The following is a 21,450-nucleotide window of genomic DNA, read 5'->3' as shown; positions in this document are numbered from 1 at the left end:
GGAACTGCATGGCGGACAAGGGGCGCGCTTGATATGATTTGGAAAAACTGACCGCTATCGGGCGCCGATCCGTCATTCTCCTACCTTCGGGAGGGAACGGCGGGGTGGCCCTTGCGTCTAGACCTGTGGCGGTTGGGATCGGTGGCCGTGGCGGAGAGGGGAGCATGCGGACAGTTTTTCCGGCGGCGGTTCCGGGGATGGGAGCCGGTGCTCTGGCGTTCCTTTTCCTTCTGTCTGTAGCCGATGCCGCTTGGGCCGATCCGATGCCGCTGCTTCCGGAGGCCGTGATGCCTCCGCCAGCGCCGGTGGGGGCGTCTGCCGATCAGGCCAGTCCTGCCCTTGATATTCCGCCATTGCCGGCGCTGGATGACGATGCCGCCAGGAGCGAGGCCCGCCATCTGCTCCAGGCCATGCAGCGTGAGGTGCCGCATTTTCAGGTGGCCTCGCCCGAGGATGCGGCCCGCTGGATCATGTTGGCGCATGCGCAACTGGCCCGCGCCAATATCACGATCGACCGCGCGCAGGTGCTGATGGTGGTCGATCGCAATCCGCGGGTGCAGCGTGTGTGCTTCGTGCTGGCGTTGCCGGACAATGAGGAATGGCTGGTGCTGGGCGGGACCCGGGTTTCGACCGGGCAGGCCGGGCGCAAATATTATTACCTGACCCCGACGGGCGTGTTCATCAATTCGCCCGACCGGCTGGGCTATCGTGCCGAGGGCACGCGCAATGAGCATGGTATTCGCGGCCTGGGCGCGCGGGGGATGCGGGTGTGGGACATGGGCTGGCAGTGGGCTGTGAAGGGCTGGCGGTCCGACCGCGAGCAGGGGCAGATCCGGCTGGAAATCCATGCCACCGACCCGGATTTTCTGGAGGCGCGGCTGGGTCGTCCGGCCTCGGAGGGCTGTGTGCGCATTCCGGCGGCGCTGAACCGGTTCATGGATCGTCATGGGTTGCTGGACGCGCAATATGAGCAGGCGGCCAGCTATGATGGCCGCTTCCGTGCCCTGCTGCCGCATGACCGCACGCCCTCGCCGATCGCGGGGGATGCGATGGTGGTGGTGGATTCCTCGCCCGGCGAGGGCATGACCTGACGGCATCCGTCCGCTGCGTATTGCTTTTCAAAGCGTCCGGCTTCGCTCATGATCATGTGATGAGAAAATCCGGATTGTTCCCTTGCCTTGCCCTGCCGGCCTTGCTGGTGCTTTCTCCAGCCCGGGCGGCATCGGCGGCTCAGGGGGCGCCGACTCCCGCCAGTGTCGCGGCGGCGATCCAGGCGGATGGGGCGGCGCAGGCGCTGGGGGCGCTGGATGACGCCGATACGTTCGATACGGTGACCGATGGAATCGCGGCGGCCGATCCGGCCTGGCTGGCGCTGGTGCCGGCCATGGGGCCGGGGCTGGATTCCGACAGCGGCCCGGCAGTGGCGGCGGCGCTGGCCCTGGCGCTGCCGCAAAAGCCGCGCCTGGTCCTGCCGCTGCTGGATGCCGCGACGCCGGCGCTGGACCCGGCCCGGGTCTGCGCCCATCCTTTCATGCATGATGAAGTGCCGGACCTGAAAGGATATGTCCGGCGCACCCGTGCCGCCCTGCGCGGGGTGCGTGACGAGGGGTTGCGTGGGGTGCGGGATCGGTGCCTGGCGGCGCTGGGGACGGCGAAGTCGGTCCCCTGAGCGCCTGCCGGGGTCAGTGCTGGGCGGGTGTCGCGACTGATTTCCAGGCGCGCAGGGCGGCGAGGGTGCCGCTGATATGGCCTTCGGGCGCCATGGCGCTGTAGGCATAGAGAATATGGCCGTCCGGGGCGATCACGTATGAGGTCCGGTTGGCGTAGTGCAGCAATGGCATCCTTGAATCGTAGGAGCTGGCGATCTTGCCTGCCGGGTCGGATGCGACGGGGAAGCGGCTGCGGCACTCGCTGACCGAAAAGCGGTCCAGCGTTTCGATCTTGTCCATCGACACGCCGATGACCGTGGCGCCCAGCGCCTTGAACTGGTCCATCGCGTCGGCGAAATCATGGGCTTCGATCGTGCAGCCGCGCGTGAAGGCTGCCGGGTAGAAATACAGGACCACCGGCCCCTTGTGCAGGGCCTCGGCCAGCGAGAAGCTGAACTGCTTGCCGCCCAGGCTGGCCGGTGCGTCGAACAAGGGTGCCGTGCTGCCCAGCGGCAGTGCCGCCCGGGCCGATGAGAAGGAAACCAGCGTCACCCCCGCCAGGGTCGCGGCTACGGGCAGCACCATGCTCAGCCTGGTGAAGCGACGAAGGATATTGGAACGGAGCATTGGCGAACCTTTCGACCGGAAGCGCGCGATCAGGACCGCGAGTCAGGTGAAATGATGACGCAATTGTCCGATCCCGTCGACAGGCGATGGCAGGCCTCGACCGCCGCATCATGCGACAGGCCGGTCAGCCGGGCCCGATAGAGCATGCCATGGGGGGCATGCACGCCGGCGACCAGCGGGTGGGCGCTGCCCAGCACGGCGGCGGCGCGGCTGCGCGCATGGCCGGCCGCCTGCGATGCCAGCGATGCCGTGCCGAAGGCCCCCACCTGGATTGCCCAATCATGCTGGGCCGGGGCGAGGCTGCCGCGTCGCAGTAAGGGCGCGGGCTCCGCCATGGCAGGGGGAACGAGCTGGAAGCCGTGGCCGGCTGCCGGCGCGGATGGTGGAGGCGGGGCCGCGGATGCGATGGCGACGGGTGCTGAAGGCCGGGTGCTGTCGGCGTCGTCCGGTCGTGCCCGGGCGGCCCAGGCGGCGCGGACCGCGTCGGCCGACGTGCCCTGGCCGGCGGGGGCGACATTCTTCCATGCCGTATAGGCCGGTGCCGGGGTGGGACTGGCTTCCGCCGGGGCTTCGGCCACCTGGATCGGCTGGCTGTCGTTGCTGTCCTGATGGTCGGTGCGGTGGGCCCAGGCCGCCCGCACGGAACGGGTTTCGGTGCTGCTCTGCGCGGCGGCGTAGACGCGTCCGCGCGCGACGTCATGGGCTTCGACCATCAGGTCGGTCTGCGAGCGGACATTGGGGGTGATGCCGGCGATCTGCGGCCCGATCGCGGCGACGTAATTGCGGGTCTCGCGGGGCAGCGACCGGTTGTGCAGCAGGAAATCGTCCAGCCGTCCGGGCCCCGTATTGTAGGCGGCCAGGAAGCCGGGGGAGCCGTAGATATCGTACATCTGCCGGATATAGGCGGTGCCGGCCATGATGTTGTCGCGGGGGTTGAACGGATCGTCGCCGAGCCCGTATTCGCCCTTCATTTCGTCATAGGTCGGCGGCATGAGCTGCATCAGGCCCATCGCGCCCGGAGCCGAGGTGACGAACTGACCGTTGCGGAAGAGCTGGCCGCCGGATTCGCGCTGCATGACCGAGCGAATCCACGTATCGGGCACGTCGAATCGCTTCGAGGCTTCCATGATATAGGGGCCCCAGGGATCGTCGGGCGGGCCTGGCGGGGCGTAGAAGGATTTGGCGTGGGCCCGGTATTCCGCGGCTTCCTGCATGACCGGGGCGTGCTGGCCGGGCTCGGTGGCGCAGGCTGCCAGCAGGCTGGCCAGCCCGACCGCGCCGGCGACGCGGGCCGTAATCCGGCCGGGGGGCGATTGCGGCAGATCGCATGCGCGCTCCGTCCTGCGCCGGGACGGACGAGGGGGGCGGGCCTGCTTCTGTCGGGTCATCGGGCGTTCATCCGGGACGGGCGCCCGACCCGTGAGGGAGGCGCCGGGGCAAAGGCAGAAATTTGGCGCCGATTATGGCGAAAGTAGGGACCCGGCCCGGTTTCGTACGTCGGATTGGCCTTCGGCATCATGATCGCATCCCGGTCCTGGGCGGAAGTTCAGGTCAGAGAGGAGGAATCTGCCGTAAATCTTTATAGAACGACGTACTTCCTTGCAACATGATCACGCTGTCGCAGCGATTGCGCCCGCAGGGTGCGGGCGCGGCGTCGTGGGTGGTTGTCAGTTGGTGATCTGGACCTGGATGGACTGGGTGCGCTGGACGACGTTGATGGCGACTTCGTCCTCCACGCGCACCAGGCGCACCGTCACCTTGTCGCCGCCGACTTCCAGATTGTACAGCGTCATCTGGTCCAGGAAATCGGGCAGGCGCGGGCGCTGGAAATGCACTGCGACCGCTGCCGGATCGAAGCTCAGCCCCAGGGTGGACTGGATTAGCGCCGGCAGCGTCGCCGCCGCCCAGGCCTGCGGCGAACAGGCGACCGGGTAGCGCACCGGCCCTTCCGCACGGTTGCGGGTGAAGCCGCAGAACAGTTCCGGCAGGCGCCGCAGGTCGGTATGGAACGCGGCGTCGAACATGCCCCGGAACAGGCGCGCGGCCTCGTCGCGATAGCCGTGGTGGGCCAGGCCCAGACCGATCAGGGCGTTGTCGTGCGGCCAGACCGAGCCGTTGTGATAGGCCATGGGATTGTAGCGGGCCTCGCCCTCGGGGATGGTGCGGATGCCCCAGCCCGAGAAGGACGACCGGTGCATCAGCCCCGCGACCAGCCGGGGCACGCGGTCCGGCGTCGCGATGTCGGTCAGCAGGATATGGCCCGCATTGGACGAGCGGACGCGGCAGGGCTTCTTGTGGCCGTCCAGCGCCAGGGCGAAGGTGCCCAGTTCCTCGATCCAGAACCGGGCGTTGAAGGCGACGCGCAATGTTTCGGCCAGGTGGTCCTGCCGGTCGGCATAAGCGGTCCTGCCCAGGCGGCGGCCGATGGTCGCGGCGGCGCGGCGCGCGGCATAGACATAGGCCTGGACCTCGCACAGTGCGATCGGCCCTTCGGCCAGGGTGCCGTCGGCGTGGAAGATGCTGTCGTAACTGTCTTTCCAGCCCTGGTTGATCAGCCCGTCCTTGTTGCGGCGGCCATATTCGACGAATCCATCGCCGTCGCGATCGCCATAGCGGTCGATCCATTCGACGGCGCGTTCGATGTTCGGCCAGATCGTGGTCATCAGCGCCACGTCGCCGGTGCGCTCTAGATACTGGCCCGCCAGCATGACGAACAGCGGCGTGGAATCGATCGAGCCGTAATAATGGCGGAACGGGACCTCGCCCAGTTCGGCCATTTCGCCGTGGCGGACCTCATGCAGGATTTTGCCTGGCTCGGCATCGGCGACCGGGTCTTCGGTCTGGGCCTGGTGGCGGGCCAGATAGGCCAGCACCCCGCGCGCGATCTCGGGGTCCAGCCACAGGGTCAGCATGGCGGTAATCAGCGCGTCTCGGCCGAAGGCGGTGCTGAACCAGGGGACGCCGGCATAGGGGTAGGGGCCGGTCTTCTTGTCCGTCAGCAGCATGTAGATGTCGCAGACGCAGCGGCGGATGGCCTCGTTGAAAATCTCGTTCGAGGTCGCGATCGCCGCCGCACGCGAGGAGGACAGGCGCAGCGCCCGCCGCGCCTCGACCGCGCCGCGCAGGAAGCGGCGGTTCGGCTGGGTGTCGTGTTGTTCGGTGGGGTCGCATTCGACCTCGTAATGGATCAGCACCCGCTGGCCCGGCGGCAGATCGAAGCGGTAGGCGGCATGCTGGGCCGTCAGCTCGGCCGGCGGCGGCCAGAAGCGCAGCTGGGTGGTGCGCCGGCGGGCGTCCAGCCCGTCATAGGACAATTTCACCTCGGCATCGCTGATTTCGGGCGCGCGCATCGTGCCGCGGCGGGGGCGGGTGGAACCGCGTGCCTCGAACAGGTCGGCGAAATCGGCCAGGAAGCGGATGTCGAGCACCGCGGTACGGGGCTCGACATCGAAATTGCGGATCTCGACCCGTTCGTAGCAGACCCGGTTCCACAGGAAGCGCGACCGCCGCACATGCAGCAGGTCGTGGATCATGCGCTGCCCCTCGGGGCCTTCGATGTCGGTGTTGGTCAGGTCGACCGACAGCATCACGTTGTTCTCGCGCACCGTCGAGGACAGCAGGATGGGCCGGGTGCCCTGGAGGCTCATGGACAGGCCGGACAGGTAGCGTGTGTCGTGGAAATACAGCCCGTCCGCGATGCCGTCGCCGTACAGGATATCGCCTGTCTGATCGAAGACCCCGAACATGTCGCCCTGCTTGAGCGTATGGAGGCGGCGTTCCGACAGCAGGGATTTCGCGGCGACGGGGAAGCCGTCCAGGTCCCCGGCGTGCGTCTGGGTTTCGGCTTGGCTGTCCATGACGGGGTCCTTCGCTTGAATTGGCGCGTGAATTGATTATCGGGGTCCGGCGGCGGACGGATCAGAGCAGCTTGGTGAATTTCAGTAGCAGCCAGGCGATGACCATGAACAGAAAGCATACGCCGCCGGCTTCGACGGTGCCCAGAGGGCCGGTGGCCAGGAACATGCCGCCGGTATTCATGCCGAAGAATCCGGTCACGAAGGTCGCCGGCAGCATCAGGGTGGTCAGGACCGAAACCGTGTACAGGCGCCGGTTGGTTTCTTCCGCCTGGCCCGAGGCCAGCTCATCCTGCAACGATCGCGCGCGATCCTGCAATGCCATCAGATCGTCCAGCGACGCGTGGATCTGGCGCTGCGAGCGGTCGCGGATATCGTCCTCGGCCCAGTCCGGCAGTTCCAGATCCTCGTTATGGAAGATCCGGTCCACCGGCGAGATCACGCGGCGCAGTTCGGTCGAACGGCGCCGCACCTTGCCGATCAGGCCGCTGATGCGGCCGAAATCGGTATGCTGGTCCAGGGTCAGCAGCAGGTCCTCGGCCCGGTCGAGCTGGTCGTCCAGCATGGCGATGTTGCGCCGCACGCTGTCGGCGAATTCCAGCAGCGTCCGGTCCACGATTTCGGCCGGGGTGCGCGGGACCTCATCACGCTGCAGCCAGCGATAGGCGGCGCCCAGCGCGGGCACCGGGTGGCGACGGGTGGTGATCAGCAGGTCGGGCAGCACCGCGAAACGCCAGGCCGAGACGCTGGTATCGTCGTCGGTCATGCCGTCGTCGAAGCCGGGCAGGGCGCCGTAGACGATGTCGCCTTCGGCTTCGAGCCTTGTGCCCCGGTCGGTGCCGGACAGGGTGGTGCGGGCTTCCTCGGGCAGGCAGGCGATCGCCTCGACCCGAGCCCGGCTGGCGGTATGCACCACGTCGTAATGGAGCCAGACCCAGCCGGCGGGCCGCTCCTCGGCCGTGGTGGGGAGCGCCTCGGCATCGTCGGAATGCGCGGGGCGGCTGTTGAGATACTCGGCCGCCTGCTGGGGCGAGAGCTGGACCGGCCGTTGGCCGGGTATGCACGAGACCGCCCAGACCAGGCCATCCGCCGCATCGCTCTGCGGCGTATCGGCAAGGGACATTTCGGTCTGGGCTATCGTATCGGGCATCGTGATATCCGGGACCGCTCGGAATTCAAGCGCACACTTGGCATGGGTGCCCGTTCGTTGCAATCCCACGCGTGCCGATGAGGGACGGCGGGTTCAGCCGGCCGGCGTGGCGTCGCACCAGAAGCCGAGATGCGGCCCGGCGGCCTCGTCCTCCAGCAGGGGGCCCAGAACCGTGACCATGTGCTGTCCGCGCGCGAAGACCTCGCGGCAGGGCAGGGAGAAGGTGGGGTTTTCCGGGTGCGCGCCTGTCAGGCCCAGCAGGGCGTGTTCCGACAATCCGTACACCACGCGGCGGATGTTGGTCCAGTAGACGGCCCCTGCGCACATGCAGCAGGGTTCGGCGCTGGTATAGAGCGTGCAGTCGGCCAGGGTTTCGGGCGGGAGGATGCGGGCGGCCTCGGCCACCGCCTGCAGTTCGGCATGCTGGGTCGGATCGCCCTCGGGCGGCATGGAATTGTTGATGGCCTGGCTGACCACCCGCCCGTCCGCATCGGCGACGAGGGCTGCGAACGGGTGCCGGCCGGCTGCCCGGGCTTCCGCCGACAGCGCGATGGCCTGGCGCAGCATGTCGAGGTCCATCGGTGTGGCGTTCTGGGGGAAGGGGGCGTCATGCATTGTCGTACCCTGCCGGAAAAGCGTGGACGGGGCGGGGCTGCCCCGTGCCGTGGATCATTTCAGATCGTCGGGGACCTTGCCGCCATTTTCGGCCAGTTTCTGCATAACCTGCCGGTGCAGCCAGACATTCATCGACGCGCTGTCGTTGGTGTCGCCGGTATAATGCAGTTCCTCAGCCAGTTGCTTGCGCGCGGCCAGCGAATTGTCCAGGCCCAGCAGCTTCATCAGATCGACGATCGATTGCTGCCAGTTGAGCTTCTGCGGTGCCTTGGCGGCCAGGTCGGTCAGGATGGCGGCGACATCCACCGGGGCGGATGGCGCGGGGGTCGCGACCGGTGCCGGGGTCTGCCCCGCCGGGGGCGTAGCCGGTGTCGTGGTGGCGGGAGTGGCCGCCGGGGGGGCGGCTCCGGCATGGCCGAAGATCGTGGACAGGATGGTGCCGAAGATGCTCATGCGCGGATTCTCCTTGCGGCGGGGCCGCCCGGGGCACGTGGTATCCCCGGGCGGCGCTGCGCCTTAGTAGCGGTACAGGTCGTTCTTGAACGGCCCGTTGACCGGAACGCCGATATAGTCGGCCTGTTTCGCCGACATCTTCGACAGTTCGGCGCCGACCTTGGCCAGGTGCAGGGCCGCGACCTTCTCGTCGAGATGCTTGGGCAGGGTGTAGACCTGACGCTCGTACTTGCCCTCGGGGGCGGTCCACAGCTCGATCTGCGCCAGCGTCTGGTTGGTGAAGGACGCCGACATGACGAAGGACGGGTGGCCCGTGGCGTTGCCCAGGTTCACCAGACGGCCCTCGGACAGCAGGATCAGGCGCTTGCCGTCGGGGAACACGACCTCGTCGACCTGCGGCTTGATGTTGTCCCAGGTGAAGTTGCGCAGCGCCTCGACCTGGATCTCGGAATCGAAATGCCCGATATTGCAGACGATGGCGCGGTGCTTCATCGCGCGCATGTGGTCGACGGTGATGATGTCGACATTGCCGGTGCAGGTGACGAAGATGTCGCCGCGCGGGGCGCCGGCTTCCATCGTCACGACCTCGTAGCCTTCCATGGCGGCCTGCAGGGCGCAGATCGGGTCGACCTCGGTGACCAGCACGCGGCAGCCGGCATTGCGCAGCGAGGCGGCGGAGCCCTTGCCGACATCGCCGTAACCGGCGACGACCGCGACCTTGCCGGCCATCATGACGTCGGTGCCGCGACGGATCGCGTCGACCAGGCTTTCGCGGCAGCCGTACAGATTGTCGAACTTCGACTTGGTGACGCTGTCATTGACGTTGATGGCCGGCACGGCCAGCGTGCCCTTCTTGGCCATTTCCCACAGGCGATGCACGCCGGTGGTCGTCTCCTCGGACAGGCCGCGCACGTCCTTCAGCATCTCGGGATACTTGTCGTGCATCAGCACGGTCAGGTCGCCGCCATCGTCGAGGATCATGTTCGGCGTCCAGCCGTCCGGACCGGTGATGGTCTGCTCGATGCACCACCAGAACTCTTCCTCGGTCAGGCCCTTCCAGGCGAAGACCGGCACGCCCGTTGCGGCGATGGCGGCGGCGGCGTGGTCCTGGGTCGAGAAGATGTTGCACGAGGACCAGCGGACCGTGGCGCCCAGCGCGGTCAGGGTCTCGATCAGCACGGCGGTCTGGATCGTCATGTGCAGGCAGCCGGCGATGCGCGCGCCCTTCAGCGGCTGGCTGGCGCCGAATTCCTCGCGCAGAGCCATCAGGCCGGGCATTTCGCCCTCGGCGATCGCGATTTCCTTGCGGCCCCATTCCGCGAGAGCGATGTCGCGTACCTTATAGTCCGTGCTGGCGGTCATGTTCGGTCCTGTTTGGTTGATGCAGAATCCCGGCGGGTATAGACGCTCGGGCGCGCGAGGGCTAGCGCGGGCTCCGACCCCGAAGCCCTCAGGCCGTGGCGATGGCCTCGGCCGCGCGCAGCACGCGCAGGAAATTGCCGCCCCAGATCGCGGCGATCTGGTCGTGGTCGTAGCCGCGACGGTGCAGCTCTGCCGTCAGTGACCGGCTCTGGGCGGCGTCGCGCCAGCCCTCGATGGTGCCGCCGCCGTCGAAATCGGACGAGATACCAACATGGCGCACGCCGATCCGGGCCGCCACATAGTCGATATGATCGACATAATCGGCCACGCTGACCGGGCGCTGGGCCCGGACCTCGCGCGGGCGGAGAAAGGCATCGACGGCCGTGATGTGGACCACGCCATCGCAATCGCGCAGCGCGTCGAGCTGTTCGTCATCCAGGTTGCGCGGATGGTCGCAGAGTGCGCGGACGCAGGAATGGGTGGCCAGGACCGGGCTGCGCGACAGGCGCACCGCCTGCATCATGGTGCTGCGCGCGGTGTGGGAGATGTCCACCATCAGGCCCAGCCGGTTCATTTCGGCGATGGCCTCGCGCCCCAGGCCGGACAGGCCGCCATGGCGGATTTCGGGATCGTTCAGCGCGGCCATCGGGCGGGCGGAATCGGCCAGCGCGTTGTGGCCGTTATGCGTCAGTGTCATGTAGCGGGCGCCGCGCGCGCGGAACTGTGCCAGCAGCGACAGATCCTCGCCCATCGCATAGCCGTTCTCGACCGCCGGGACGATGGCGGTGATGTCCTCGTGGAACGCGGCCTCGATATCCGCCGCGAGGGGGCAGATCCGTGCCGGACCGCCTTCGACCCCCCGGTTGATCGCATCCAGCATCGCCAGGGCCTGGCGGGAGATGGCGGCGTGGGTAGCCGGGTCGGTGGCGCCCTGTCCGACATAGGCCACCAGGCAGGCGGCGGCGATTCCGCCCCGGCGCAGCTTGGGCAGGTCGACATGGCGATAATCGGTGTCCTGCGTGAAATCGCCCCGGTCGGGCCAGGGGATGTCGATATGCGTATCGACGGTGAGCAGGGCGCTGTGCGGTCGGTCGGTCATGGTGAGGCAGTGTAGGCCGGAAGCGGCCGGTCCGTAAGGGACTCACCTGCTCTGTTGACCCGTTCGGGGAAAGGGCCCTGCCCCTTGCCCCCGGAAGGGCGCAAGGCAGGGACAGTCGGCGAACCGTTCAGGCGGGAACGCCCGTTACGTGCCGGGGTGCCTGCGGGGCGGGAAGGCCAGCCGGCAGGACGGGGTGGCCGAACTGGGCCTCGATCACTTCCGCCATGGCGAGATACAGGGCGGAGGCGCCGCACAGCAGCCCCTCATATCCCGCGATGCGGGTGATCATGAGATTGCCTGTCCATTCGCCCAGCGCGAGCAGGAAGAACAGGAGCGTCAGTGAGGAGAACACGAACTGCAGCACGCGGTTGCCGCGCAGCGTGCCGATGAACATGAAGCCCGTGAAAACGCCCCAGAGCGCGAGATAGGCCCCCATGGCCGGGGCGGTTGCCGCCGGGATCAGGCCGAATTTCGGCAGGATGACGAGCAGGACGAGGGAGATCCAGAACGCGCCGTAGGCCGTGAAGGCCGTCAGCCCGAACGTGTTGCCCTTGGGATATTCAAGCAGCCCGGCCAGGATCTGGGCCCATCCGCCGAAGATGATCCCCATGGCCAGGACCGACGAATTGAGCGGCAGGAAACCGGCATTGCAGAGATTGAGCAGGATAGTCGTCATCCCGAAGCCGGCGAGACCGAGGGGTGCTGGATTGGCGAGAGGTTTCATGACGGGAAACTCCATCGGCCACAGGGGCTGTCCGACCAGCCCGAAACGCTGTGACCGTTGGGATTTTTCTCGTCTTTTTTATAGAAAGGAACAATAACAAATATATGTTAGGTGAATAGGTCACGGTCACAAGGCGGTTATCCCTCCAGGACTCATGATCGTATGGGAGGGGCCCCGGTCTTGCGACCGATGGTCGGTGCGACAGGACCGGGTCAGGCGTTATCCTTCTTCCGTCGTCAGTTTTTCCCGGGGCGTGGCGTTACATTTCTGTTCCTCGATGATCGTGATGATGGCCTCGCTCACGGTCTGCCAGCGTGCGGCACGGACCTCGTCGCCGGCATCGCGCGCCTGGGCGAGATGGGTGCGCGCGATCAGCAGGGCGTGGGAGCCGTGATGGTCCACCAGTTCGATCGCCTCGACCGGTATCAGTTTGTGCAGGGTCCGCATGTCCGCCTCCTGTATCCGACGGATGTCGGAAGATGACGTGGCGCGTGCCGGGTCGCCCTGCAAGCGGGTATCGGGGATGTGATCGGGCTGTCGGAGCGATTTTTAAAAGAGTGTGACATTAAAAGGAAAGAACGGGTTTCGACGGATGCTCTCGCCGGTGGGTGGGCGGCGGCCCTCGCGCCGCCGGGGGGGAACTGGTATACGGGCGGGCCGTCATTCCGTGGCAAGCAGGACTGCCACGGGCCGACCATCACAGCGTGAAGAGCGGCTGCCTTGCCCCAGGAAAATGGATTGTCCCGTCAGAAAACCGTCATCGTCAGCGGAGCGACCGGTGGAATCGGGCAGTTTCTGTGCCGCCGGCTGCGCCAGGACGGTTATCGGATCATCATCCTGTCGCGTCGCGCGGGTATGCCGCCCGATATCGAGGCCGATCTGGCCGTGTGCTGTGACCTGATGGATGCGGGCTCGATCACAGCGGCGGGGCGGGCCATTCGTGACGCGTGTCCGACGATCGACCTGTTCATTTCCTGTGCGGGCACGATCTCTCCCCAGCCCGCTGGCACCCTGGATGGCGAGGATGTCCGGCGGCAGGTGGACACCAATCTGACCGGGGTGATCCTGCTGACCAATGAGGTGCTGCCGAACATCGTGGCTGGTGGGCGGGTGCTGTTCGTCAATTCGATGGCGGGCGTGTTTCCGCTGGCGGGCAGTGCCGTCTATACCGCGTCGAAATTCGGGTTGCGCGGTTTCGCGCGGGCCCTGGCGCTGGAACTCAGGCCCCGGCGCATCCGTGTCACGTCGGTGTTTCCCGGGAGCGTGGATACGGCCATGTTCCGCGAGGAAATGGAGCAGGGTGGGTCGCTGCTGAACTTCATGTCCTGGCCGCTGGCGCCCGAGCGGGCGGCGGCCTGGATTCTGGGGTCGGCGCGGGGCGGGAAGGAGGAGCATTTCCCGTCGCTCATCGACAGGATATTTCCCCCGCTGTTCCTATGGTCGCCGGTTTTCCTGCGCCTGTGCCTGCCGGTCATGATCGTGTGGTCGCATCTGACCCGATGGTACTATCTGCGGCAGCAGGCGCGCGGCTAGGCGGGGCGCGTCAGTTTTCCTCGACGGGCAGTTCCTGCACCCGCACGGCCTTGCCGGTGCGGTCGTAATAGAAGATCGCGTTGCCGCGCCGTTCGGCATAGCCGTCCGGCGTGCCCTGCGGCGTCCAGAACAGCAGGCGGTTGGCGTCGGACTGTTCGACCACCCTGTCGCCGGCGGGGCGAAAATGGAACTGGCTGAAATCCTTGTGCGCGCTGGGCACCGGCGGGCGGGTGGCCAGCTGATGCATCGACGGGCCCTTGGCCTCGTCATCTTCCTGCGCGAGCGCCAGCGCCGGCGCGCCCGTAGCGGCGAGGCAGAGGGATACCGCCAGAATACGCAGTGTTCTGTCCTGCATGACCGTATCCTCCTTCGTCCTGTGGTCCGGCGTCCTGTGGTCCGGTCGGCGGGAACATCCTCCGTTTTTCTCTCCGGCGCAACCGGCAGTGTTAACCGGCAGTGTTACTGGAAGGGCAGGTAGCGGAAATCGAAGAAGATCTGGCTGACGCTGGTGGAGGGGGCGCCGCCGATGCCTTTCCAGGTCTGCAGGCGCGAATAGGCGAGCTGGGTTCCGACCTCGACCGTGCCATACCGGCCCTGGAGGAAGCGCCACCAGGCGCCGACGGTGAATTCCTGCACCGAGCGGATGCTGGCCGTGCAGGCCAGCGGCGACATTTCCACCTCGCACCCCGCGTTGGAAGACATGGGGTTGCCGTAACCGTAGGCCGAGCCGCCGGAGGAGAAATAGCTCCGGCCCGAACGCTGCATGCCGTAATAGCCATAGACGTCGATTCGCTGATTCGGATGGGCGACGATGCCTGCTGTTGCCTGCGCATCGGGCAGGGGTTTCGGCTTGCCCTGGGCATTCAGCGTGACGTCCGGCAGCAGGACCGACCCGTAGCGGCCGACCCCGACTCCCGCGAGCCCGGACAGGTGGATTTCGACCCTGTGGGGGATGACCGGCAGCACTGCCGAGGCGCCGCCGCCGCCGGCGATGGCTGTGTTGTTGTGGCCCGTGCCGTTCGCGAAGACGCGATCATGGGGGAAGCGGACGATTCCTTCGGCCTCGTAATGGCCCCAGGCCGGGTCCCACGCGACCTTGCCGATGACGTCGGGCGCGATTTCGTCGGAATAAATGGTGGTGAATTCGGTCAGGCCGGTGCCGTTGGCGCCGATGGTGGCCGTGCCGCCATTGGGCAGCGCGACCGAGCCGTTATCATTGTCGAAGCCCGTGGTGTCGTAGATCGTCGCGGGATTTTCGATCGACAGGCCGAGCCACAGCCGGTGGTGCAGCATGTCGTGGACGAAGCGGGCCTGCCATTGCCGGGTCCAGGTCTGGCCGGCCAGCATGGAGGATTCGATGGTCTCGGGCAGGCTTTCCTGCCGGGCGACGATGCCGACGCGGCCGGGGGTCAGCAGGCTCCAGGCCTGGCCGACCAGCAGGTGATTGCCATCCTGCGTGTCGTCATAGCTCAGATAGGCCTGGCGCAGGCGCGGCACATAGGCATTGCTTTCGTACGGGTTGGTCGTTTCCGCGCCGGCGCCGAAATCGGTTTCGACGAAGCCGGACACGGTGGTGTGGGAATCGATATTGGCGCGGGCCATGAGCGAGAACCGGCTGTAGCGCGGGCTGCCTTCGAAGCTGTTCTCGTGATAATTGGCGCTGCGGGGGAACGGCATGGCCGTCCAGTAATTGAACGTGCCCGATGCGATATGGCGATTTTCCAGAACGGCCGAAGTGTCGAAGAAGCCGCCGAGGATGACCGTGACCGGCCCGACATGGAACACGCCGTGATCGCCCAGCGCGCCGGCGGCCTGCGCGCCGGCGGTTTCGCGCGGGTGGGGGCCGACATTATTGTCGGCGACGCGGTTGACCATGTCTTCGTCGCGGTGGCGGACCACGGCGGCGTAGGTTGGCGTGTCTTCGCCGATCGTGGGCGTGGGGACTTCGCCGGGATAGAGATGGGGATGGCTTGCCGGGCCGGGGGCGGGTTTTCCGATCGTGCGGGCCAGTTGGCGCGACCCCGCCGGGCCGTGCCCGGAAGAGGGATGGTCGTGCGTCACGGACTCGTTCGCGGTGGCCGTGTGGGCCAGGTGCAGATGGGCCCGATGCTGCGCCAGTTCGCGGCGCATCGCCATCAGGTCCTTTTGCAATTCGAGCTGCTGCTCCTGGATGCGGGAGATCTGGTTCTCCATCGCCTCGATCGCTTCGGCTTCCTCCGGCCCCTGGCCCTGGGCATGGGCGGCGGCCGGTACGAGCGTGGAGCAGCAGAGCAGGAACAGCGGGAAGGGCCGCTTTATGGGCAGGGAGGGCAATGGCATTCGGGACAATCGCAAGAGGGCTGATGAAGTTTCTGCGAGTATGTCAAAAGATTTCTCAGAAAAGGTAAATAATAAATTCTTTTAGTTTTGTTTCATTATGAAATTTATTGAATGTAATATATTCATTTTTAGAATTAATTGATGTCAGATCCCGTTTCCGTGCGGCCGGTGGCGGCATCGGAGACCCGAAGCCTGTCTGGAAATGCGGGCTGGACCGTATGCCGCCGGGGCCGATATGTCGCGCATGGAAAGACATGCGGGGAAGGAGCCCGAAACGATGGCGAAGCTGATCCATTCCATGATCCGGGTGCGGGACGAGGTGGCGTCGCTGGCCTTCTACGAGCGGGCCTTCGGCCTGACCGTGGCCGACCGGCTGGTGTTCGACGGGTTCACCCTGATCTATCTGTCCAACGCCGAGCAGACCTTCGAGCTGGAACTGACGGTCAATCACGATCGCGACCGGCCCTATGAACTGGGGGACGGGTATGGGCATCTGGCGGTGTCGGTCGAGGATGTCGATGCCGAACATGCCCGTTTCGTCAGCGAGGATCTGTCGCCGCTGCCGGTGAAGCAACTGGCGCTGGAGGATCGGGTGGTTGGCCGCTTCTTCTTCGTCGTCGATCCGGACGGGTACAGGATCGAGGTGCTGCAGCGCGGCGCGCCCGGTCGTTTCCTTTGATATAAGCGGGGCGCGTGGCCTATAAGGCGCGCATGATGATCCCCTTCAGCAAGATGCACGGTCTGGGCAACGATTTCGTCGTGGTGGACGAGCGCGTGGAGCGCCATGGGCTGACGCCCGCACGCATCGCCGCCCTGGCCGACCGCCATCGCGGGATCGGGTGCGACCAGTTTGTGGTGCTGCGCCCGGCCTGCCGCGATGGGGCGGATGTTTTCGTGCGCTTTTTCAATGCGGATGGCAGCGAGTCCGGGGCCTGCGGCAACGCGTCGCGCTGTGTGGCCGACCTGCTGTGGCGGGGCGATGGGCGGCGGGAGAGCGTGTTGCAGACCCGGGCCGGGCTGCTGCCGGCCTGGGTGGGTGAGACCGGGCTGGTGACGGTCGATATGGGCGCGCCGGCGCTGGAGTGGCGCGATGTGCCGCTGGCGGAGCCGGTCGATACGCTGCATCTGCCGCTGGCGGGCGATCCGGCGGCGGCCTCGATGGGCAATCCGCATGCCACCTTCTTCCTGGCCGATATTCTGGACCTCGACCCGGTCGTGGCCGGGCCGCTGCTGGAACATGATCCGCTGTTTCCCGAACGGGCCAATATCGGCTTTGCGCAGATCCTCTCACGCGAGGCCATGCGGCTGCGCGTGTGGGAGCGGGGCAGCGGGCTGACGCTGGCCTGCGGGTCGGGCGCCTGTGCGGCGGTGGTGAATGCCGTGCGGCGCGGGCTGGTGGAACGCACCTGCCGGGTGGAAATGGATGGCGGTGCCTTGTCGATCACCTGGCGGGAAGCGGACGGGCACGTGCTGATGACGGGGCCGGCGACCACCAGTTTTGTCGGGACCTTCGACCCCGAGGCCTATCCGTCATGAGCAAGCCGCCCGAGATCCTGACCTTCGGCTGCCGGCTGAACACCTATGAGAGCGAGGTGATGCGCGGCCATGCGGCGGGGCTGGACGATGTGATCATCGTCAATACCTGTGCCGTGACCGCCGAGGCCGAGCGCCAGGCGCGGCAGGCGATCCGCCGGGCGCATCGGGACCGGCCGGACGCGCGGATCGTCGTCACCGGCTGCGCGGCGCAGATCGACCCGGCCCGATGGGAGGCGCTGCCCGGCGTGGCCCGCGTGCTGGGCAATCGCGAGAAGCTGGAGGCCGCGAGCTGGACCCCGGCGGCGCTGGGGGAAGGGCGCGCGGTATCGGACATCATGGCGGCGACCGAGACGGTGCCGCATCTGGTGACGGAATTCGCCGGCCGGACCCGCGCCTTCGTCGAGGTGCAGCAGGGGTGTGACCATCGCTGCACCTTCTGCATCATCCCGTTCGGGCGGGGGCCGTCGCGCTCGGTGCCGGTGGGCGCCGTGGTGGAGCAGGTGCGCGCGCTGGTCGCCTCGGGCTATCGCGAGGTGGTGCTGACGGGGGTGGATATTACCTCGTGGGGTGGCGACCTGCCGGGGCAGCCGGCGCTGGGGCAGCTCTGCCGCCGGCTGCTGGTGTTGGTGCCGGAACTGGAGCGGCTGCGCCTGTCGTCGGTCGATCCGGTGGAGATCGACGAGGATCTGTGGCGCCTGCTGGAAAGCGAGCGGCGTTTCATGCCCTATCTGCATCTGTCGCTGCAGGCCGGGTCGGACATGGTGCTGAAGCGGATGAAGCGGCGGCATCTGGTGGCCGATGTGGCGGGTGTGATCGCGCGGGCGCGGGCCTGCCGGCCGGATCTGGGCATTGGCGCGGATGTGATCGCGGGCTTTCCGACCGAGAGCGACGAATTGTTCGACGAGACGCTGGACTTCGTGCGGGGGCAGGGGCTGCCCTACCTGCATGTCTTTCCCTATAGCGAGCGGCCGGGGACGCCGGCGGCAAAGATGCCCGCCGTGCCGGTGGCGACCCGGCGCGAGCGCGCGGCGCGGCTGCGCGCGGCGGGGCAGGAGGCGGCGCGGGCCTATCATACCAGGCTGCTGGGGCGGACGCTGAACGTGCTGCTGGAGACCGCGACCAGCGGGCATTCCGAGGAATTCGCGCCTGTCCGCCTGGCGGCGGGCGAGGCCGAAGCCGGGCGCATCGTGGCCGTGCGGGCCACGGCGGTTGACGAAAACGGTCTGGTGGCGGAAATCCTCTGACATGGCACTTGGCTTCTTTTCCCGCCTGAAGGCGGGCCTGTCCCGGTCGACCCAGAAACTGGGTGGCGGGATCGCCGCGGTCTTTACCCGCCGCAAGCTGGACGACGCCGCGCTGGAGGAACTGGAGGATCTGCTGATCGCAGCGGATCTCGGCCCCAATGTCGCGGCACGGGTGATCGAATCCTTCCGCAGTTCGCGCTTCGGCACCGAGGTGACGGACGAGGAAATCCGCACCGCGCTGGCGGCGGAGATTGCCCAGGTCCTGGAGCCGGTGGCGGTGCCGTTCGTGCCCGACCCGACCCTGAAGCCGCATGTGGCGCTGGTGGTCGGCGTGAACGGCAACGGCAAGACCACGACCATCGGCAAGATGGCGCGCTTCTATGGCGAGCAGGGGCTGAAGGTGATGATGGTGGCGGGGGATACGTTCCGCGCCGCCGCCGTCGAACAGCTTCAGGTCTGGGGCGACAGGGTTGGTGCGCCGGTGATTTCCGGGCCGCCCAATGCCGATGCTGCCGGGCTGGCGTTCGATGCGCTGAAGCGCGCGCGGGCCGAAGGCGCGGATCTGCTGCTGATCGATACCGCCGGCCGCCTGCACAACAAGGGCGCGCTGATGGAGGAGCTGGCCAAGATCATCCGCGTGATGCGCAAGTTCGATGAAACCGCGCCGCATTCGGTGCTGCTGGTGCTGGACGCGACGACCGGCCAGAACGCGATCGAGCAGGTGCGGGTGTTCAAGGAACTGGTGAATGTCACCGGGCTGATCGTGACCAAGCTGGACGGCTCGGCGCGCGGCGGCATTGTCGTCGCGCTGGCTGATACGTTCGGCCTGCCGGTGCATGCGGTGGGTGTGGGCGAGCAGGCCGAGGATCTGCGGCCGTTCTCGGCCGAGGCCTTTGCCAACGGGCTGGTCGGGCCGTCGATCAAGCTGTCTTCGCCGGAAGGCGAAGAGAAGAAGGATGGCGAGGGCGACCCGGCCTGAGGCCGGGCCGCCGCCCCATGATCAGAGCGGGAGAATCCGCTCGGACAGTTCGCTGAGCGCCTGGATGCCGGGAAGGGTCTTGCCCTCAAGCCATTCCAGGAATGCGCCGCCGGCGGTCGAGGTGTAGGTCATCTCGTCCGCCACGCCGGCATGGCGCAGGGCCGAGACGGTGTCGCCGCCGCCGGCCACGCTGGTCAGCTGGCCGGCCTGGGTGCGCCGCGCCACTTCGGCCGCGACCAGGTTGGTGGCGGTATCGAACGGGTGCAGTTCGAACGCGCCCAGCGGGCCGTTCCACACCAGCGTCTTCAGCCCGACGATCTTTTCCGTCAGCAGGCGCACCGTTTCCGGCCCCGCATCCAGGATCATCGCGTCGGCGGGAACGGCATCGACCGGCACCGTCTTGGTCGGCGGGTCGGCACGGAATTCCGTGGCCGTCACCGCGTCGACGGGCAGGATGATCTCGCAGCCCTTGCCGGCGGCCTTTGCCATGATGGCGCGGGCCGTGTCGTGCATGTCGGCTTCCTGCAGCGACTTGCCGACGGCGACGCCCTTGGCGGCCAGGAAGGTGTTGGCCATCGCGCCGCCGATGATCAGCACATCCACCCGGTCCAGCAGGTTGCCGATCAGGTCCAGCTTGGTCGAGATCTTGGCGCCGCCGACGATCGCGCCGACCGGGCGGACCGGGTTTTCCAGCGCGACGTTCAGGGCGTTCAGCTCCGCTTCCATCAGCCTTCCGGCGAAGGAGGGCAGGAAGCGGGCTACGCCTTCGGTCGAGGCGTGGGCGCGATGGGCGGCGGAGAACGCGTCATTGACGTAATCGTCGGCCAGCGCGGCCAGCGCCTTCGACAATTCGGGGTCGTTCTTTTCCTCGCCCGCGTGGAAGCGCGTGTTCTCCAGCACCAGCACGTCGCCGTCCTGCAGGCTGGCCACGGCCTGTTCGGCCACCGGGCCGATGCAGTCCTCGGCGAAGCGCACCGGACGGCCCAGGATGGTGCCCAGGGCGGTCGCGATCGGTTCCAGCGACATGGCGGGCACGCGCTGGCCCTTGGGACGGTCGAAATGGCTGACCACGATCACCCGCGCGCCCTTGTCCGCGAGTTCGCGGATGGTGGGCGCCAGGCGCTCGATACGGGTGAGGTCGGTGATCTGACCGTCGCGCACCGGGACGTTCAGATCGGCGCGCAGGAGCACCTTGCGCCCTTTGGGCTGCAAGGCGTCCAGCGTCTTGAAGGACAGCGCGGCCATCAGAGCGCGCCGAAGACCGCTGCCGTGTCGGACATGCGGTTCGAGAAGCCCCACTCATTGTCGTACCAGCTGCAGATCCGCACCAGCTTGCCGCCGTCGATCAGCGCGGTTTCGGTCGCGTCGAAGGTCGAGGAGGCGATGGAGTGGTTGAAGTCGGAGCTGACCAGCGGCGCGGTGTTATAGGCCAGGATGCCCTTCAGCGGCCCTTCGGACGCCGCCTTCAGCATCGCCTCGTTCACCACCTCGACCGAGGCGGGGATGCGCGTCGGCACGAAATCGAGCGACACCAGCGAGACGTTGGGCGTGGGCACGCGGATGGCGGTGCCGTCCAGCTTGCCCTTGAGGTGCGGCAGCACCAGGCCGACCGCGCGGGCGGCGCCGGTCGAGGTCGGGATGATGTTCATCGCCGCCGCGCGGGCGCGGCGCGGGTCGCTGTGCAGCGTGTCCACCGTACGCTGGTCGCCGGTGTAGGAGTGGATGGTGACCATGTAGCCGCGCTCGATGCCGAACGCCTCGTCCAGCACCTTGGCGACCGGCGCCAGGCAGTTGGTGGTGCAGGAGGCGTTGGAGATCACCGTCATGTCGCTGGTCAGCGTGTCCTGGTTCACGCCGAAGACGATGGTGGCATCCACGTGGCTGGCGGGGGCGGAGATGATGACCTTGCGCGCGCCGGCCTCGATCAGATGGGCGGCCTTCTCCTTGTTCGTGAAGCGGCCGGTGCATTCCATTGCCACGTCCACGCCCTCGAAGGGCACCTTGGTCGGATTGGCTTCGGCCGAGACGGCGATAGGCGCATAGGTGCGGCCGTTGGCCGTGATGACGATATTGTTGCCTTCGACGCGGACTTCGCCGGGGAAGCGGCCGTGAATGCTGTCATAGGTCAGCAGGTGGGCGTTGTCGGCCACGCTGCCCAGATCGTTGATCGCCACGGGCACGACGTCGGTGCGCCCGCTTTCGATGATGCCGCGGAGAACGAGGCGACCGATGCGCCCGAAGCCATTGATTGCGACTTTGACAGTCATTCTATTTCTCTCCCGATATCAGCCTCTCGGTCGAAAGAT

At 67.1% G+C, this 21,450-nt stretch carries 21 protein-coding genes; 7 read left to right on the top strand and 14 right to left on the bottom strand.

Going from position 1 to position 21,450, the window contains the following annotated elements; genetic code table 11:
• Positions 1-287: 287 nt before the first annotated feature.
• The gene (locus tag HLH35_RS13735; protein ID WP_246385093.1) at positions 288-1,091 is read left to right on the top strand and encodes a L,D-transpeptidase; all 804 of its coding nucleotides are present in this window, start codon (positions 288-290) and stop codon (positions 1,089-1,091) included.
• 74 nt (positions 1,092-1,165) lie between these two features.
• Positions 1,166-1,669, top strand: a complete 504-nt coding sequence (locus HLH35_RS13730; RefSeq protein WP_182979681.1) for a hypothetical protein — start codon at positions 1,166-1,168, stop codon at positions 1,667-1,669.
• Positions 1,670-1,682: 13 nt separating this feature from the next.
• Here the strand turns inward: HLH35_RS13730 and HLH35_RS13725 are convergent, their stop codons facing one another.
• The 10 genes from HLH35_RS13725 to HLH35_RS13680 all read right to left on the bottom strand — a co-directional run bounded on the left by HLH35_RS13725 (position 1,683) and on the right by HLH35_RS13680 (position 11,980).
• On the bottom strand, positions 1,683-2,276 hold the full coding sequence (locus tag HLH35_RS13725; protein WP_182979680.1) for a peroxiredoxin: 594 nt from the start codon (positions 2,274-2,276) through the stop codon (positions 1,683-1,685).
• Positions 2,277-2,305: 29 nt separating this feature from the next.
• Positions 2,306-3,664, bottom strand: coding sequence for a lytic transglycosylase domain-containing protein (locus HLH35_RS13720; protein ID WP_182979679.1), 1,359 nt, complete (start codon positions 3,662-3,664; stop codon positions 2,306-2,308).
• Between the two features lie 279 nt (positions 3,665-3,943).
• Positions 3,944-6,133: an amylo-alpha-1,6-glucosidase gene (locus tag HLH35_RS13715; protein WP_182979678.1), complete on the bottom strand. Its 2,190-nt coding sequence runs from the start codon at positions 6,131-6,133 to the stop codon at positions 3,944-3,946.
• A gap of 61 nt (positions 6,134-6,194) precedes the next feature.
• A complete protein-coding gene (locus HLH35_RS13710) occupies positions 6,195-7,280 on the bottom strand; it encodes a CorA family divalent cation transporter (RefSeq protein WP_182979677.1) in 1,086 nt (361 codons plus the stop codon).
• Between the two features lie 93 nt (positions 7,281-7,373).
• Positions 7,374-7,895: a nucleoside deaminase gene (locus HLH35_RS13705; protein WP_182979676.1), complete on the bottom strand. Its 522-nt coding sequence runs from the start codon at positions 7,893-7,895 to the stop codon at positions 7,374-7,376.
• A gap of 54 nt (positions 7,896-7,949) precedes the next feature.
• Positions 7,950-8,348, bottom strand: coding sequence for a DUF3597 domain-containing protein (locus HLH35_RS13700; RefSeq protein ID WP_182979675.1), 399 nt, complete (start codon positions 8,346-8,348; stop codon positions 7,950-7,952).
• 63 nt (positions 8,349-8,411) lie between these two features.
• Entirely contained in the window at positions 8,412-9,710 is a 1,299-nt protein-coding gene (gene ahcY, locus HLH35_RS13695; RefSeq protein ID WP_182979674.1) for an adenosylhomocysteinase, read from the bottom strand.
• Between the two features lie 88 nt (positions 9,711-9,798).
• Positions 9,799-10,809 carry a dipeptidase gene (locus HLH35_RS13690; RefSeq protein ID WP_182979673.1) on the bottom strand — a complete coding sequence of 337 codons (1,011 nt, stop codon included), beginning with the start codon at positions 10,807-10,809 and terminating at the stop codon, positions 9,799-9,801.
• A 127-nt stretch (positions 10,810-10,936) separates the two neighbouring features.
• Positions 10,937-11,533, bottom strand: coding sequence for an acetate uptake transporter (locus HLH35_RS13685; protein ID WP_182979672.1), 597 nt, complete (start codon positions 11,531-11,533; stop codon positions 10,937-10,939).
• Positions 11,534-11,752: 219 nt separating this feature from the next.
• Positions 11,753-11,980, bottom strand: a complete 228-nt coding sequence (locus HLH35_RS13680) for a hypothetical protein (protein ID WP_182979671.1) — start codon at positions 11,978-11,980, stop codon at positions 11,753-11,755.
• Positions 11,981-12,271: 291 nt separating this feature from the next.
• On the opposite strand from HLH35_RS13680, the gene HLH35_RS13675 reads away from it, so the two are divergent.
• Positions 12,272-13,066 carry an SDR family NAD(P)-dependent oxidoreductase gene (locus HLH35_RS13675; protein WP_182979670.1) on the top strand — a complete coding sequence of 265 codons (795 nt, stop codon included), beginning with the start codon at positions 12,272-12,274 and terminating at the stop codon, positions 13,064-13,066.
• Between the two features lie 10 nt (positions 13,067-13,076).
• Here the strand turns inward: HLH35_RS13675 and HLH35_RS13670 are convergent, their stop codons facing one another.
• Together HLH35_RS13670 and HLH35_RS13665 are read right to left on the bottom strand one after the other, a co-directional pair.
• A complete protein-coding gene (locus HLH35_RS13670; RefSeq protein ID WP_182979669.1) occupies positions 13,077-13,421 on the bottom strand; it encodes a hypothetical protein in 345 nt (114 codons plus the stop codon).
• Between the two features lie 104 nt (positions 13,422-13,525).
• Positions 13,526-15,385 (bottom strand): hypothetical protein, encoded by a 1,860-nt coding sequence (locus HLH35_RS13665; protein ID WP_182979668.1) that lies wholly within the window; start codon positions 15,383-15,385, stop codon positions 13,526-13,528.
• 277 nt (positions 15,386-15,662) lie between these two features.
• Between HLH35_RS13665 and HLH35_RS13660 the strand changes: the two genes are divergently transcribed.
• The 4 genes from HLH35_RS13660 to ftsY are packed head-to-tail and all read left to right on the top strand — an operon-like array spanning position 15,663 to position 19,144.
• Entirely contained in the window at positions 15,663-16,064 is a 402-nt protein-coding gene (locus HLH35_RS13660; protein WP_182979667.1) for a VOC family protein, read from the top strand.
• A gap of 32 nt (positions 16,065-16,096) precedes the next feature.
• Entirely contained in the window at positions 16,097-16,921 is an 825-nt protein-coding gene (gene dapF, locus HLH35_RS13655; protein WP_182979666.1) for a diaminopimelate epimerase, read from the top strand.
• Positions 16,918-18,165: a tRNA (N(6)-L-threonylcarbamoyladenosine(37)-C(2))-methylthiotransferase MtaB gene (mtaB, locus tag HLH35_RS13650; RefSeq protein ID WP_182979665.1), complete on the top strand. Its 1,248-nt coding sequence runs from the start codon at positions 16,918-16,920 to the stop codon at positions 18,163-18,165. The genes dapF and mtaB overlap by 4 nt, the downstream gene beginning before the upstream one ends.
• Before the next feature lies 1 nt (position 18,166).
• Complete coding sequence (gene ftsY / locus HLH35_RS13645; protein ID WP_182979664.1) at positions 18,167-19,144, top strand: signal recognition particle-docking protein FtsY; 978 nt, start codon at positions 18,167-18,169, stop codon at positions 19,142-19,144.
• 21 nt (positions 19,145-19,165) lie between these two features.
• On the opposite strand, the gene HLH35_RS13640 is transcribed toward ftsY, so the two are convergent.
• Both HLH35_RS13640 and gap read right to left on the bottom strand, forming a co-directional pair.
• Positions 19,166-20,389 carry a phosphoglycerate kinase gene (locus HLH35_RS13640; protein WP_182979663.1) on the bottom strand — a complete coding sequence of 408 codons (1,224 nt, stop codon included), beginning with the start codon at positions 20,387-20,389 and terminating at the stop codon, positions 19,166-19,168.
• Positions 20,389-21,411, bottom strand: a complete 1,023-nt coding sequence (gap, locus tag HLH35_RS13635) for a type I glyceraldehyde-3-phosphate dehydrogenase (protein WP_182979662.1) — start codon at positions 21,409-21,411, stop codon at positions 20,389-20,391. Before gap ends, HLH35_RS13640 begins: the two co-directional genes overlap by 1 nt.
• Positions 21,412-21,450 lie beyond the last annotated feature (39 nt).

The sequence above is a fragment of the Gluconacetobacter asukensis genome, assembly GCF_014174375.1.
GTDB classification, from domain to species: Bacteria; Pseudomonadota; Alphaproteobacteria; order Acetobacterales; family Acetobacteraceae; genus Gluconacetobacter; species Gluconacetobacter asukensis.
This window is presented reverse-complemented; position numbering and strand designations above follow the sequence as displayed.